A 15,278-nucleotide genomic window follows, 5' to 3' on the forward strand; every position below is an offset into this window, starting at 1 on the left:
TTGACATCTTTTGCTCTCAAAACAGCAATATCGTCACGATCAATCTATCTCCTGAAAATAGTGACGTTTTTGCTAGAAAAAAGTTACAGAAAAAAGGATGAAGCAAAAAGCTTCACCCTTTTTCTTTCGACGCTATCTCCTTCCTACCATTTCGCTGCCCAAGCTTCTATCTCCACTTTGAGCGAAGGGACAGCCAATGCCGGGACGTAAGACATGGTCATCGCTGGCGGTGTCCCTCCGTGGAACTTCTCCCACACCTGATTAAAATGCTTCCAATCCATTTCCTCGGTTGCCCAAATATTGATTTTGATGATATGGTCCGCAGTTACTGACTCACTTTTAAAATTGCGCAGTATGTTCTGTAGCGTGTTTTCTACTTGTTCTTTCATATCTGTCGGTAACTCTCCGTGAAGGTCCATTCCTACTTGCCCAGAAAGCACGAGCAAATCGGCTCCTTTTGGAACGACCGTTAGATGTGTATAGGCTCCCATAGGCGAAGCAACTGTACTAGGATTTTTGCGCTGAACCTTGGGCTTCACCTGATCGGTTTGCTCTTCTTTCACGATTGCCAGTGTTTGATGATCTTCCCAGCGACCATTGATTTTCACGTTTTTCTTGGCAAGCCCTTCCTTGTGAAAACCAGCCTTTAGCAGTACCTTGATCGAGCCTATATTATGCGGCATCACGCCTGCTTCCAAACGATGAAGACCTAAAGTCTCGAAGGCATATGCCACGACGAGCTTTACCGCTTCGGTCATGTAGCCTTTTCCATTATGCTCTTTGTCCAGGAAGTAGCCGATCCAGCAGCTTTGCAGATTCTCTCTTACGACCTCTGAAAGGATGACTTCCCCAATGATTTCATCCTTTCCTTTTTCCGCAATGACAAAGACGTACCCTCTGTCTTCTTCTTTTAAAGCCATCACGCTCTTGATCCTGTCGATTTGTCCTTCCAGCGTATAAAATGCCTCTTCTCTCTTCCCAGTGAAGTTTTGAAAGAAGTCTCTGTTTCTCACTTCAAGCGCCAAGAGGCTCTGTGCATCTGATTCCTGTACCAGTCTTACGTAAATGTTCTCTCCGTTTCCTTGCATACAATCCATCTCCCTTTTTTCGAAATAAAAAAACACCACAGGAAATCCTGCGGTGCCCTAAAAAGAAAACCACAGGAAGCGACCTGTGGCGTTTTTCCACTGTATCCTGATGAATCCCACTACATCAAAGGATGGTCGCTATATCCGTTTTTGGACATACTTCTCCCGTGATTTAGCCAGATCAAAGAAAACAGCGGTGGAGTATCCGATTCCTTTTGGCAAAGACAGTAATGATCTTTTTTTCATGTGGATACCCTCCTTTCCGCTATTTTTACGTGCATACCATTTCGATATAGAGACGGTCTTAGCAACAACCGTTACATTATTATCCATAAACTACTCCACAAGTATAGCGGCAAATGACATACGTGGCAACAGCATTAGTGTCTCTTTTTGCCGTTTCGCCAAAGCATAAACACATTCGCAATGGAGGTCAGTACAAGTAGACCCAACAGGATGTTTGTGACAATCAATGTGTTCGTCAAATGCTGAATGGGTGCATGAATAACAGATAGAACGCTCATCAGCTTGTTCGGAATATCATTGATCGAGGCAATAAGATTATTGAAATATTGCACATAGTCCCCCAAACCGAAAAACCTCCTCTCGCATACCTTATCCCGTCCATAGCCTTTGATAAAATTCGCCGTCTTACTCCAACGAAGAGGAATAGATCCATTTTTTTGTGGAACAATGGAAAGGAGAGAAGATTGTCATCATTCATAATCCGATTGCAAGAAAGAAGGGAGCTACCTTTATGACGATTCAACGTTTTGTTCGGGAGTCGCGCACGTTCAAAGCAAGCCATGTGCTGCCCCCGGATACGAACAATCACAATACGCTGTTCGGCGGCAGGCTGATGGCGCATATCGACGATGTTGCTGCGATCTCTGCCATGAAGCATGCCCGTGGACCAGTCGTTACCGCTTCTACTGATTCAGTCGACTTTTTGCAGCCCATCCGAGTGGACAATGAGGTTGCACTCGAAGCCTTCGTCACATGGACACATAACACCTCGATGGAGATCTTTGTCAAAATTGTTGCGGAGGATTTGCTAACGGGTATTCGATGCGTCTGTGCAACGTCTTTTCTGACGTTTGTCGCGATTGGCGAGGATGGGCGACCTACCCCCGTACCCAAGATTGTGCCGGAGACGGAAGAGGAAGTATTCCTGCACAATGGTGCGGACGAGCGAGCTGCGGCACGTAAAATCAGGCGCAAGGATAACAAGCATCTCGCGGATATGCTTGGGACCAGACGTCCTTGGGAGCCGTGATTGGACACCCATAAACGAAAAAAAGTCCCTTTCCTTTTAGCAGGAAGGGGACTCTCTTGTGTTTTTTACGCCTTATTCTTTGGAAGCCCACTTGTAATCGACCACGCCTTGATGATCCATGACAACATCTTTTAGCTTCTCATCTTGAACCCAATGTCTGGTATAAAAGTAAACCGGAGCGACGGGCATTTCCTCCATCAGGATCGCTTCTGCCTGGGCCAGCAGTTGCTTTCGTTTCTCAGGATCTTTCTCCGTCACGGATTGATTCAAAAGCTCTTGATACTTTTTGTTTTCCCATCCGGTATCGTTGCTGCTACCATCCTTCTCCTTGAATAGCTCCAAATAGTTGCTCGGATCATTGTAATCTGCATGCCAGCCCGTCCGTGCGATCTGATACTTACCATTCTTTACATCTTCCAAAAACACTTTCCATTCTTCATCATTCAGTGTGACATCCACACCCAGTGTTTGCTTCCACTGCTTTTGAATCGTTTCTGCAATCAAGCCATGATGCTCGGACTTGTTATAGGACAAGGTAATTGGCGGGAGTTTCGTCATTCCCAGCTCCTTCATACCCTCGGCCAGCAGCTTTTTCGCTGTCTCCTGATCGTTGTCCTTGAAGTAGCCATCCTTCTTCAAATTCATCGTAAGCGGCAGAGCACCTGTAGCAGGTATTTGCACTCCATCGAGCAGCACATCATCAATCGCCTGACGATTCATTGCATAGGCAAACGCCTTGCGAATCTTTGCGTTGGTAAACGGTGCCTGCTCGGTGTTGAACTTGTACCAGTAAACACCTGCAATCGGCTTTGTTTGCAATATTTCTTTGTAATTCAGTGCTGGCAACGCCTCGACGGGTAGAGATCCAAACGGAGCGCCTGCCCAGTCAGACTTGTAATTATCGAACATATAGAGCTGTGTATTCTCATCCTGAATCACGTCAAATTCCAGCTTGTCCAGCTTCACAGCCGCTTTATCCCAATACAGGTCGTTTTTGACCACCGTGATTTTTTCTTTATCTGCGGAAACTAATTTGAAAGGTCCGTTCCCGACATGTGTCGCAGCTTCTCGGAACCAACCCGGGTTTTTCTCATCGACCTTTTTGTTCACCGGATAAAAAATCGGTGTGGCCGTTAACTCTGTAAAATATGGTGTAGGCTGCTCCAACTCCACGCGCAATGTCTTGGCATCGATTGCTTTTACTCCTACCTCGTCTAGCTTCAACTTGCCTGTGTTGGCTTGCTCCGCATTTTTGATGGAATAGAGCAAGTAAGAATACGTACTATCTGTTTCCGGGTCTAGCACACGCTTCCAAGCATATTCGAAATCATTGGCAGTGACTGGATCACCATTGCTCCACTTCGCCTCACGTAAATGAAACGTATATGTTTTCCTATCATCTGATACGTCTATTTTCTGGGCGATTGATGGCTGAACTTTTCCATCTGGACCTAAGCGGACCAACCCATCAAACATCGTATGCATCACAGAAAACATCGCTTCATCCTCAGCCATTGCAGGGTCTAATTGGCCTGGCTGATCAATCAGGTTCAACCGCAAAACCTTATGTAAAGAGGTAGCACTTGTTTCCTGAGATTTTACTTCGTTCGCTGAAGCATATCCTGCGGAGGAAACCAACACTCCTGTCGACACCAGAATCTTTGCAATGATCTTACCTTGACGTTTCATCTCTATCCCCCACTTCACTCTATTAACAAACTTTCCATACAATACCAAATTATCACTTATTAGACAACGAACAAGCGATAGTGAAGAAAATCATCCGCGCTTTCTGGCTCCATGTCATAGGACTCGAATCCATTTTTCAACAACACTTTTTGCGAGGAGATGTTATCCGTTGTTGTTTTTGCGCAGATCATTCTGACATTCAAGTGGGGAACATGCCCCTCTAAAAAGACCTTCAGTGCCTGTGAAGCCACTCCTTTTCCAGCGGTATCTTCCCCGACTCGATAGCCGAGATGTCCGATTCCTTCGTCTTTCTCAATGTCTACCAAATTCATTCTGCCCAAGATGTCACCTTGGCTGTTTTTGATGAGGCCAAAAAACGAGATTCCTTGCGCCTGCTCCTCGAGTAATGCTTGCAGGCCACTTAAAAAATGGTCATATTGGTAGTAGGCGTCTCCTCGACTGGGAACCGATTTTTCAAAAAAGGCGCGATTGCGCACTTCAAATTGAAACAAGCTGGCTGCATCTTGTATGCTTAATTTTTCGATCGTAATCATCATGGGGAAGTATCCTTTCTTGAATTGAGGTGGAATGAATATGACAGTTGCTTATTTGGAAGAAGGCACGTTTATCGCCTTTATTGCCTTTACGATATTTTTCTTTGTCGCTTACAAGCTCGATCAGATTTCGTTTGTTTCGTTCATTATGTCCTTGGCCGTCTCGGCTTGCGTTCACGCTGCCTTCTATTGGTTAATTGTAAAATATTGGCCGTTTTTTTAATAGCACGAAAAAGGCGCAGGATGAACACCCGCGCCTGTACATTTATCTGGTCACAGCTTCGCTTCATAGGCCGCAAGCAATTGAGCCGCTTGCTTGTTGTACTGATTGACCAAGCCTTGAATGGCTTTCTGCCACTCAGCTTGTGGGAGCGGCACTGGCAGTTGATTGGCCGGCTTGCCGTTCACGATCAGGGCTGATGTGAGCATTTGCTGTTGTGCGTCACTGAGTGAAGCCGTCGTTAGCACCTTCGGCTTGAGCACTTTCTTTCCTTTCAGGGAACGCATGAGCTCTGTCCTCAAGATGTGCTGATACTCCGCGTACAAATCCATCGTCATGTGGTAGCTCATTCCCTCTCGTACCGGCACAATTCCCCGCTTTTGTGCCCACTCCATCACCTGTGGTGGCGTCATCCCTTGACTTGTTTTGCCCGTCGCCATGAAATAGGCCACTCGGAACATATCTTCGTCGCTCATGCCAGAACGATTTTCATCGGCTTTGATGACACCCTTGGACACCAGTTCTGAAAGTACCGCTTGCTTGCCTGCATCCTTCGACAGATTCAAATAAAGCGCCAGATTGGCAAAAAAATGGCTCTCGCTGTTGCCACCAGTTGGCCAGCTATACGGTTTGCCGAAATCGATCAGCTCAAGCGGGCGTTGTCGCATCGTATCCGAGTAGGCCGAAAACGATTGGAATGTGATCGGATTATACGAGACCACTGGTTTTTTCGTCAGGAATCTTGTCACAAACAGCTCTTGCCCACTTTGACTGAGATAACCGAACTGGTCTTTGGTTGTGAATACATAAGGCGTCTGATGGTCTGCCTTGCTCCACACCTGTGGGAATACTTTGCTTGTTGGCATAATCGCCTCATATTTGGCCGCTGTCAGCTCCTTTCCTTCCAGCGACATAAGGCCGTACAATCCCGTCTTCTTGTCCTGGTAGGCAATGGCACCCGTCTTGAGATCATATAAGTGCATATACTTCATGGACTGATAATCGCCAGTGCTTAAGCGGAGCAACTGTGGTGAATAGACATCCCATCCTGTAGTTGACTGAATCAATACCCGATCAAAATAAGATTCCGTGTGAAAACCTTTCACGCTAGTGAGCTTATTAGAGAGCTGGTTCCCTTCTTGCGTCCATACATCCAGCGTACCGTCCAACCGTGCTGTCATCGCGATCTTTTGATTTTGTACCATCATTTCGTTTGCATCCCGATACACAAAATCGCTCAAGACCTGGAGGTGCCCGCCATCGGCCTTGATCATCGCCATTCCGACATTCCCCGCTTTCACACCCATGGTGTATACGGAATCAGCAACTTTGATCAAGGTGAGAGGCGGTCTGTCGTTGCCTGACTTCCACACCGCGACTTTCATCTCCGTAGTCAACAGCTTGCCCTCAGGGGTATAAAGATCGGCCCAATCGTGATCCATTGCAACGATGAGATTGGTATCGGAATCCAAATAGACAGATTGGTAGTGCTTGCTGATTGGTTGGTTCGTCTTGCGGTCCACAATCATCTCGCCTTTTCCCGGCTCATACTTTTTCGTCAAATCATCGGACAACGGATTGAGATTGCCAGCTTCTCTTTGTTTCCCTCCGATGCTGTATCGCAGCACCTTTCCATCCGGCTCTGTTACCAGCACCTCCCCCGTTACTGCCTCGTGGCGAATGATTCGATTCTCAACAGGAGACAGGACCAAGCCTTCATCTTCAGAATAAAGTCCGACTTTGTTTCCGTCCTTAATGCTAAGCATGCTGTAGCTGCCCAACGTCACATACGAGTCGAACCAAAAATCTGGCTCCTTGACTTCTTTTCCCCAGCCCGGGAGGATCGCTTTTTTTCCATCGCTGCGGACGAGCAAGCGCGCCGCTGGCGGACCTTCTGTCTGCGGATACGCAAAGGGGATGACCGTCTCTCCTCCGACTTGGAGGACACCGTACAGATTCGTTTTCGGGTCCTGTCCCAACACGTAGCTGCCATGCAAATACTGGGCTCCTTTTTTCAATGGATGCGACGTACCTTTGGACTTGGAATGATACGAGATGACATCTCCAGAAACCGTGTAGTACACATCCGGATTGTTATGCTCGAACCCGACTTCTTTATAAATGGGCTCTGCTAACATTCGTCCGTCCTTCCAAAGCCCTTGTCCTTTTGGCCCAATTACCTGAAAGTACCCATTATTCCAAGCATAAATCGCGGTGTATTTGGGCTCTAGTACGTACTTACCATTGCGATCAATCAAGCCTTCTTTTCCACCGGATCGCACCTTGAGATATGCAGTGTCAGGACCGCCTTCGTTTGGAATCAGTTCTGCTTTTGGCAGCGCAAACAGCTTTTTGCCGGAAGCAGGATCGTACATGCTGAGCTCTTTGGAAGTAGTCGCGACGAAATACCGCTTTTTCTCCGCCTCTTTATTCTCCGTCTGATCAGGAGCAACGAGTTGTACCATCGACAGCTTACCTGCAACTGGCGGAATCAGCACCTTTCCATCTACATGGAGCACCATGGATGATTTCCCCAAGAACATAATCGCTGTCCCCTGCTCATTGGATAAATAATACGGATGCGCCCCAGCAAACTTCATGGTCGACAGCTTATGCGTCTTCAAATCGATATATTGGAACCAGCCGCCTTTTTGAACAATCGCGATATTTTTGGAATCCGGAATGTCGATATAATCCCAAATCGCAGGAGTTATTTCCTTCCCTGTCCGCACGTCGAGAATTCCTTTTTTACCGTTCTTTGTTACGATCATGTTTTGGGAAGATAGCTCAAAATCATCATAAATGGCCTGTGTGACCAGCTTGTTACCGTCCGTAAAACCGATCTTGTAGTCAGTTATATACGGCTGAATCTGGGAAAACGTAGCCGCATGGACAGAAGAAGTCCACGCACTTGCCCCGAGTATGACCGCGGTAACCAGACTCACGGTTTTTGTTTTTATGTTCATTGGTGATTAGCCTCCCTTGTCAAACATTCCCTTCCTTTGACGCTTCGTAGGGTGAAATAGTTTCGCTGCACTTTTTCAAACAACTGGAACCTTTTCTTCCGTTCACTCGCTTTTAAGCGTGCTATAATTGTTCACACCGACGCAGTATAATCATCGTATACGGATGGGAGTGCTGAAAAGAGCACTTGGAAAGGATGTTCCCATGAATTTCTTTGCTGCCGCCTTGCAAAAGCCGGATGTAAGACGATTTGGGATTTTGGCGTTGTTTTGTTTGTTGCTTTACTCCTTGGGAAGTATGCTGAACATGGTTTTGCTAACCTTTTTAGTTACCTATTTAATGAATCGGCTGCATCAATACCTCACGCGTCTCACACACAAAGTCGTGCCGATCCATCCCAAGCTGATTCTCATTTTTCTCTATATGTTGCTGACGTTCTTTCTCATTGTGGGTGGGATGAAAGCCATTCCGGCGCTGATTCACCAAACCGGACAATTGTTCCATGTCATCGAGCAAGTGTACCACCAAAATCAGCACAATGAGTTTGCCCCCTATCTGATGTCTGTTGTTGGGAAGCTAGATATGAAGGGTATCGTACAAGGCAGCCTTGATTTTCTCGCGGTGGTCAGAAACGTTGGGTTCAATGTCTTTCTGGCGATTATTCTGAGTCTGTTTTTCCTGCTCGGCAAAGACAATGTCGTTACATTTACCGCTCAATTTCGCACGAGTAAATTATCCTGGCTGTACAACGAAATCGCCTACTTCAGCCAAAAATTCATCCTGACCTTTGGCAAAGTAATTGAAACACAGCTATTGATCGCCTTATTCAATACGACCTTCACTGTCATCGGTCTATGGATCATGGGCTTTCCAAATCTATTGGGACTCGCGATCATGGTCTTCATACTGGGGCTCATTCCGGTTGCAGGTGTCGCCATTTCATTGATTCCGCTCAGTGCCATCGCCTATAGTGTCGGTGGTATCGCAACCGTCGTCTATTTACTCATTTTTATCATGGTGATTCACGCACTTGAGGCCTATGTGTTGAATCCTCGCTTGATGGCAACAAAGACTCACTTGCCGATTTTCTACACATTTGTCGTTCTGATCTTTTCCGAGCATTTCTTTGGGGTATGGGGACTAATTGTCGGGATTCCGTCCTTTGTTTTCTTGCTGGACATCTTAGAAGTGAAGAAAATGGAACAACCCCCTGCCAAAAATAGATCCGTTCCAAAAGATGTACGCGATATACAAGTCAATACGTGACAGATAGACATAAGGAAGGAGCCCCTCGTGAAAAGGGCTCCTTTTTTGTCTTTACTTTCCTTCAAACCATTTGATCAAAGCTTGCGTGCCACTATCTGCCTCTCCGTTTGCTGCCAGTTCTTCATAGAGCGATTTGGATAGCGCGAGTCCTGGTGTCATCAGCCCCATTTCCTCCGCTGCTTCCAATGCGATTCCCATGTCCTTGATAAAATGTTTGACGTAAAAGCCAGGTGCGAAGTTGCCCGCGATCATGCGCGGCGCCAGATTCGACAGCGACCAGCTACCTGCGGCACCCGCTCCAATGCTCGTCAGCACTTTCTCCGGGTCCAGACCTGCTTTTTTCGCATACGCAATCGCTTCACACACACCGATCATGTTCGTGGCAATACAAATTTGGTTGCACATTTTGGTATGCTGCCCAGCACCTGGTCCACCCTGCAACACGACGTTTGTCCCCATGATTGTAAACACTGGCTCCATCGCATCAAATACTTCCTGATCGCCACCTACCATGATGGTCAAACGCGCTTCACGAGCCCCCACATCTCCACCGGAGACAGGCGCATCAAGGGAATGCAGCTCGTGCTTTTTAGCTTCCTCATAAATATGTTTTGCCAACGACGGCTTCGATGTCGTCATATCGATCAAATAAGTGTCTGGCTTCGCATTTGCCACAATTCCGTCCGCGCCGAGATACACTTCCTCGACATCAGATGGGTAACCGACCATTGTGATGATCACGTTTGCCTCTTTTGCCAGCTCACTGACATGCTCCTTCCAGATCGCACCGGCTGCCAGCAAATCTGCCGCTTTTTCCTTTGTACGCGTGTACACCAGCACTGTATATCCTGCTTGCAGAAAATGGTTTGCCATGCTTTTCCCCATGACACCCGTTCCTACAAATCCAATGATTCTTTCACTTACAGGCAAAGTCATGTGAACCACTCCTTCGTTTCTCTCTTTCATGCTATCTCGACAATTGTACTTCTCGAATCTATCCGAATATTCCTGCTATGCGTCTTTTGTGTTTAACTGGGAAAAAGGACATATGTCCTTTTTTTTCGTGCGCAAATGCCTTTTACTAAAGAGGGTATAACCTGCAAGCAAACGAGCAGGAGGCTTGATCCATGAAAGAACTTCACGACCGCACCCTTTTGCATACGCTGGTGCAAAACAGTCCCTTGCCCGATATTTTTGATGCCGTTACTCTCCATGAAATGCGCCTGTATCAGGCTGAGAAGGGTGACATCCTCTGCTCGAAGGGCGATCAGCTTCACCACATGTACTTCATTCTGGAGGGAAAAATCAAAATTTTCACGACGCTTCCTAACGGAAAATCTTTGTTGCTGCGCTTTAACAATCCACTGGCGATTATCGGAGACGTCGAGTACGTCACACAATGCGAGGTCCGCAATACGGTTGAGTTTGTCCATCGCAGTCTCGTGGTCAGTCTCCCGTTCAAAGTTTTGCAGGAAAACTACCAGAACCACCCGCCTTTTTTGCAATTCATTCTTCATAAAATCAGTCACAAGCTGTATACATCATCGAACTCCACCAGCCTGAACCTGCTGTATCCTGTTGAAAATCGCTTTGCCAGCTATTTGCTCTCCACGCTGTCCAGCGATACGGGGTCGACCGCTTCCGAGGAGCTAAAGACAGCGAAGCTGACAGAGGTTGCCGAGCTGTTGGGTACGAGCTACCGACATTTGAATCGGGTGATCCGCAATCTTTGCGCAGCATCCGTGATCGAACGCAAAAAAAGCGCACTGATTATCAAGGATCGAGAAAAAATCAGTGCACTTGCGAGCGGAAACATCTATGAGTAATCAACCATATAGGAGGTCATCTTGTGCAAGGCATTCTCTTTTCGTTACTCGCTGGCGTTTTTATTTGTCTGCAAAGCGTGTTCAATGCGCAAGCGAGTACAAAGCTCGGACTGTGGCAAACCAATGCGATTGTTCATGCGGTAGGTTTTCTTGTATCGTTCGCGATCTTTCTCTACGTTCGCGATGGCGATTGGAAAAGCATCGGGGAAGTGAACAAAGTGTATTTGCTAGGAGGCGTTTTCGGGGCGCTGATCGTTTTTAGTGTGATGAAAGGCATTACGACTATCGGCCCTGCCTACGCCGTATCGATTCTGCTCATCTCACAATTGCTTGTCGCTCTCCTCATTGATTCTCTCGGCCTGTTCGGTGTGCAAAAGGTTCCGATCACCTTGAACAAAATCATTGGAATCGGCATCATGATCGCAGGCGTAGTGGTTTTCAAACTCAAATAAAGGAGGAGGGCATTATCGCCCTCCCCTACAGAATCAATTGCTCCGGATTCAGCCCCAACAGAGCCTCATGCACAAACCTTCCGTCTTTTCGAATCAGTACATCGTCAAACCAGATTTCGCCGCCACCGTATTCCGGGCGCTGAATGCAGATCAGGTCCCAGTGAATCGCGCTGCGGTTGCCGTTATCCGCTTGATCATAGGCACGACCGGGTGTGAGATGGAAGCTGCCGGCTATTTTTTCATCAAACAAAGTATCGCCCATCGGGTGCAAAATGTACGGGTTAAACGCAATGGCGAATTCACCGATGTAGCGTGCACCTTCATCCGTGTCCAATATTTCCGTTAGCTTGTCCGTTTGGTTCGCGTACGCCTCGACAATCTTTCCTTCCCGAAAAGTAAACCGAATGTTTTCAAACGTCGTGCCTTTGAAATTGCTGGGGGTATTGTAGCTGATCGTCCCGTGAATCGAGTCGCGCACGGGAGAGGTATACACTTCACCATCGGGAATGTTGCGTTTGCCTACCGCTGTCCGCGTCCCAATCCCTTTGATCGAAAACGTCAGGTCTGTCCCTGGTCCGACGATGCGCACCTTGTCCGTTTTGTCCATGAGGTCGTACAACGGCTGGCACGCTTCGGCCATTTTCTGATAATCGAGCGAACATACGTTGAAATAAAAGTCTTCAAACGCTTCTGTCGTCATGTTGGCCTTTTGGGCAATAGCCGAGGTCGGGTAGTTAATGCGCAGTCCCGTAATCTGATTGTCGACATAATGGAAAATGGAATCATACGCTTCTGCGTACAGTCGGTACTTCTCCTGCGGAACATCCTTCATCTCACTGTCATTTGTCTCGCCATGAATTCCGATATAGCCTTGCATGCCAAACCACATGTCCTTTTCCAACTGAACTGTCTGGGCAAGCTGCTCTTCCGTTACCCCTTTCAACCATTCCCGCTGGACCTTCGGCCGTACAAAGCGCACATGGGGATACGCCCCCTTCGCATACAGCCGCTTCACCAATTCCATTGCCAGCGGCTCTCCTTCATCTACGACCATGATCATAATATGCTGCTTGGCTTGAACATCCAGGCTGTACGAAATTAAGTTATCTGCTATTTTTCCTAATCTTTCATCTCTCATCGCGCTCGCGTCCTTTCCGGATTTTGATGCTCTTCCAGCATAACGCGCGTTTGTCAGAGGAATATCATCGAAAAAAACTTGATCCCACTGTTGTGGTCGGGAGAAGCCCTGCCGCATGTTTTCCAGTCGCCTATATCCTCTCTTCGTTCGGGCGGTCTCCTTCCAAACATGTGACAGTGCTTCCGGACAGTTGTGGATGATTTCGTGCTTTTTAGGCGTCTTGCAAGTTTGTACAAAGAAGTTCTTGAGATCATTGTACTGCATTCACCTTCTAAGATTTGAGAAGCTGCGTAGAAGAAGCGAATTTCCAGTCCAAGCGCCTCTGGAGCCCACCCTAGCGTAGGAAAAAATGGCGGGGAATTTCAGCTTCACTTATGGAACCCTTCATCGAAACTTCTACGTTTGAAGCGCTCCCGCCATTTATTCCGAAGCGGACAGTCATACCCTTTGGGGGCGGAGGCCGAAGCGTAGACTGGAAATTCGCTTCTTCCCCCACTACAGCCCCATTTCATACAAAAAAGCGATGCTAAGGAACTTGCCCTGCACCGCTTCTCCATGATTCACTTTCCTAACCGCCTGTGCTGGACATCCTCCACACGCTGACTGATCCTGGCGAGTACAAAGGCGATGATGACCGAGAATATCACAATGCCGTAAAATCCGGCGCCGATCCCTATGCCAATCCCTCCAGCGAAAAAGATCATGGCTGCGGAGGTCAGTCCTTTTACTTTCAAGCCGTCCTTCAAGATGACGCCTGCTCCCAAAAAGCCAAGACCTGTGACAATCTGTGCAGCCAAGCGCATCGGGTCCATCATTGTTCCGTTTCCAGGCGCGCTGTATAGCTTTGTGCTGTAAATAGAAACGAGTGTGATGAGCGTGCAGGCTACGGACACATACATGTACGTTTTCAGCCCGGCAGGCTTGTTTCTGTGTGAGCGATCCCACCCGATGAACAAACCGAGAATCGCGCTCACCACAACCCGCATATACATTTCCAATTCATACTGCACATACAACCATTGTAGAGTCTCCATCCTCGTCACCTTCTTATAGCGATAGAGACATGATATGTGCAGATTAGAAAAATAGAACGGCTTTTTCTATATCTTACTCCCTTTCAATCTTCACTTCTGGCCCGACAAAGACTTCAAACAACCGCTCCCACGGAAGCTTGATCTCCAGATCCGTTAGTTCGACGATTTCGCCTTCAAACGTATTCTTGCCTCGCTTTCCGATAACCAGTGATTGATTGGCAAAATAGTTTTCGTACCAATCTTCCGCATGTGGTGTCAGTGCATCTCTTACAAAGTCATTGACTTCGTCGTAGTCATCTCCGAGATTCCACTCATTTCCCTTTAACTCTTTTACGAGGTCACGTGCTTCTGCCATCACTTCATTTCGGTAATGATGGTCATTTACAAACGATGACAAGAGCAGATTAATATGGGTTTCTGCCGCATCCACCGTTAAGGGCACACCGAACTGATTTCCTTTTTCCAAAAAGGCTGATCGTTGCAACGCCTGTCCCAACGCGCTTCCCATGTTATTTCCCGCCGTTCCCCATGCCGTGTAGGCGAAAAGCTCCGGCAGCTTTACTTCTTCTTGTAGTCGTTCGATCAGTTCAGAGTCAGCTTTGTTTGTAATCGTAACGTCTGTAACCGCGACCTGCTTTCCTTCCTCCAGAAAATCATTGATTTCTTCGACGAACTCATCCAGGTCTTCGCGTCTCTGTGCGTTGCTTTGTCCTTTTTTCTTCGGTGAATGGATCATTAACACGATATCTGCATCGTCTTCATCCCGAACGGGCTTGCCGCCTGCTGCGATAATGTGCTTCTCGACGTTTACATCAAAGGTCGTGTCTTCAAACGGCGCCGTCCACTCGCTGCCGTCTATACCCGAATACTCGACTGCTACTTTTGGATGGATGCGCATTTCGTTCAAGGCGAATCTGCTCAACAAGACGGTTCCTACTTCGTCCGCTCCAGGGAAAATCGCTACACGATCCTCTACATCCAGCTTCTTTGCTTTTTTGACCAAAGTCTCCCGCTCTGCCCGGTGAAGACCATGGGGCGCAGCGTCATCCTGAGCCAGCACTAAATAATCAATGGTCCCATCCTCTACCCAGTCGATCAACAGTGAGTTAATCTTGTGGTTGCGCTCGCGGGCATTCAAGTAATCTTCCAGCACAGACTCGGGAATCTCCCTTTCCAACTGATCGAGCCGATCCTTTTTTTCTGTCATGCCGAGGTTGTGCACCTCATCGTATAAAATAGCCCATTCTCTGATTTGCTCATAGTACTTCAATGTTTCAGGATCAGTCGCCGTCACCGCCAAACGTTGAATCGTATCGAAGACGTAGATCGGCTTTTTGGAATGTTTATCTCTCAGTCTCTTAATGGCTTCGATATTCGACAGGGCCTCTTCATAGGATTGTTGGTCGGTACGGGACGCAACCAGTCCGCCGTATGCCAGCATGCTGACAGAGATGACCGAGCCGTCCACTTTGCTTGCTTGTTTGATCAGCCAATCGCCAATTTCTTCCCCATCGCCCGGCGTCATAAAGTGACCGAGCATGTCTTCATCGGGCATAATCGCCTCCACCCCGCCTGCCCTTGCTGACATTTGCGGAAAATACGTGTTGACCGGACGATCATCGAGGGGGACAAGGGCGACTTTGGCAATTGGCTTTGGTGACGCTTTTTTCGCCGCAACTGTACTCGTCTGCGTAAATGGAACCATGCCCGTTACTAGTGCTGCCATAGCCAGTGTTGAAATGACAACGCGCAACTTTTTCATAGACCCAAT

Annotated in this window: 14 protein-coding genes; 5 read left to right on the plus strand and 9 right to left on the minus strand. The window is 47.5% G+C overall.

All coding sequences use genetic code 11. The features are described 5' to 3' along the window. Positions 1-143: 143 nt before the first annotated feature. Together ASG16_RS12155 and ASG16_RS12165 are read right to left on the minus strand one after the other, a co-directional pair. A complete protein-coding gene (locus ASG16_RS12155; RefSeq protein ID WP_056491321.1) occupies positions 144-1,088 on the minus strand; it encodes a GNAT family N-acetyltransferase in 945 nt (314 codons plus the stop codon). A gap of 380 nt (positions 1,089-1,468) precedes the next feature. Beyond that, complete coding sequence (locus ASG16_RS12165; RefSeq protein WP_056491323.1) at positions 1,469-1,678, minus strand: hypothetical protein; 210 nt, start codon at positions 1,676-1,678, stop codon at positions 1,469-1,471. A gap of 167 nt (positions 1,679-1,845) precedes the next feature. Here ASG16_RS12165 and ASG16_RS12170 point away from each other — a divergent pair, with 167 nt between their 5' ends. Next, entirely contained in the window at positions 1,846-2,364 is a 519-nt protein-coding gene (locus ASG16_RS12170) for an acyl-CoA thioesterase (protein WP_056491580.1), read from the plus strand. A gap of 72 nt (positions 2,365-2,436) precedes the next feature. Here the strand turns inward: ASG16_RS12170 and ASG16_RS12175 are convergent, their stop codons facing one another. Both ASG16_RS12175 and ASG16_RS12180 read right to left on the minus strand, forming a co-directional pair. Next, complete coding sequence (locus ASG16_RS12175; RefSeq protein WP_056491324.1) at positions 2,437-4,053, minus strand: peptide ABC transporter substrate-binding protein; 1,617 nt, start codon at positions 4,051-4,053, stop codon at positions 2,437-2,439. A gap of 59 nt (positions 4,054-4,112) precedes the next feature. Then, a complete protein-coding gene (locus ASG16_RS12180; RefSeq protein ID WP_056491325.1) occupies positions 4,113-4,610 on the minus strand; it encodes a GNAT family N-acetyltransferase in 498 nt (165 codons plus the stop codon). Between the two features lie 37 nt (positions 4,611-4,647). Between ASG16_RS12180 and ASG16_RS12185 the strand changes: the two genes are divergently transcribed. Further along, positions 4,648-4,830 carry a hypothetical protein gene (locus tag ASG16_RS12185; protein ID WP_056491327.1) on the plus strand — a complete coding sequence of 61 codons (183 nt, stop codon included), beginning with the start codon at positions 4,648-4,650 and terminating at the stop codon, positions 4,828-4,830. Between the two features lie 50 nt (positions 4,831-4,880). Here ASG16_RS12185 and ASG16_RS12190 read toward each other — a convergent pair whose 3' ends face one another. Beyond that, complete coding sequence (locus tag ASG16_RS12190) at positions 4,881-7,793, minus strand: WG repeat-containing protein (protein ID WP_056491329.1); 2,913 nt, start codon at positions 7,791-7,793, stop codon at positions 4,881-4,883. A gap of 202 nt (positions 7,794-7,995) precedes the next feature. Between ASG16_RS12190 and ASG16_RS12195 the strand changes: the two genes are divergently transcribed. Then, positions 7,996-9,057, plus strand: coding sequence for an AI-2E family transporter (locus tag ASG16_RS12195; RefSeq protein WP_056491331.1), 1,062 nt, complete (start codon positions 7,996-7,998; stop codon positions 9,055-9,057). Between the two features lie 51 nt (positions 9,058-9,108). On the opposite strand, the gene ASG16_RS12200 is transcribed toward ASG16_RS12195, so the two are convergent. Beyond that, entirely contained in the window at positions 9,109-9,993 is an 885-nt protein-coding gene (locus ASG16_RS12200) for an NAD(P)-dependent oxidoreductase (RefSeq protein ID WP_056491332.1), read from the minus strand. A 191-nt stretch (positions 9,994-10,184) separates the two neighbouring features. Between ASG16_RS12200 and ASG16_RS12205 the strand changes: the two genes are divergently transcribed. Further along, positions 10,185-10,883 (plus strand): cyclic nucleotide-binding domain-containing protein, encoded by a 699-nt coding sequence (locus ASG16_RS12205; protein WP_056491334.1) that lies wholly within the window; start codon positions 10,185-10,187, stop codon positions 10,881-10,883. 23 nt (positions 10,884-10,906) lie between these two features. Then, positions 10,907-11,335: a DMT family transporter gene (locus tag ASG16_RS12210; protein WP_048034375.1), complete on the plus strand. Its 429-nt coding sequence runs from the start codon at positions 10,907-10,909 to the stop codon at positions 11,333-11,335. 25 nt (positions 11,336-11,360) lie between these two features. On the opposite strand, the gene ASG16_RS12215 is transcribed toward ASG16_RS12210, so the two are convergent. The 3 genes from ASG16_RS12215 to ASG16_RS12230 all read right to left on the minus strand — a co-directional run bounded on the left by ASG16_RS12215 (position 11,361) and on the right by ASG16_RS12230 (position 15,269). Continuing rightward, positions 11,361-12,473: an aminopeptidase gene (locus ASG16_RS12215; protein ID WP_056491583.1), complete on the minus strand. Its 1,113-nt coding sequence runs from the start codon at positions 12,471-12,473 to the stop codon at positions 11,361-11,363. A gap of 560 nt (positions 12,474-13,033) precedes the next feature. Then, entirely contained in the window at positions 13,034-13,507 is a 474-nt protein-coding gene (locus tag ASG16_RS12225; RefSeq protein WP_048034377.1) for an MgtC/SapB family protein, read from the minus strand. Positions 13,508-13,580: 73 nt separating this feature from the next. Further along, positions 13,581-15,269: a DUF4127 family protein gene (locus ASG16_RS12230; protein WP_056491336.1), complete on the minus strand. Its 1,689-nt coding sequence runs from the start codon at positions 15,267-15,269 to the stop codon at positions 13,581-13,583. Positions 15,270-15,278: the final 9 nt, after the last annotated feature.

The organism is Brevibacillus sp. Leaf182, from assembly GCF_001423865.2.
Classification (GTDB): domain Bacteria; phylum Bacillota; class Bacilli; order Brevibacillales; family Brevibacillaceae; genus Brevibacillus; species Brevibacillus brevis_C.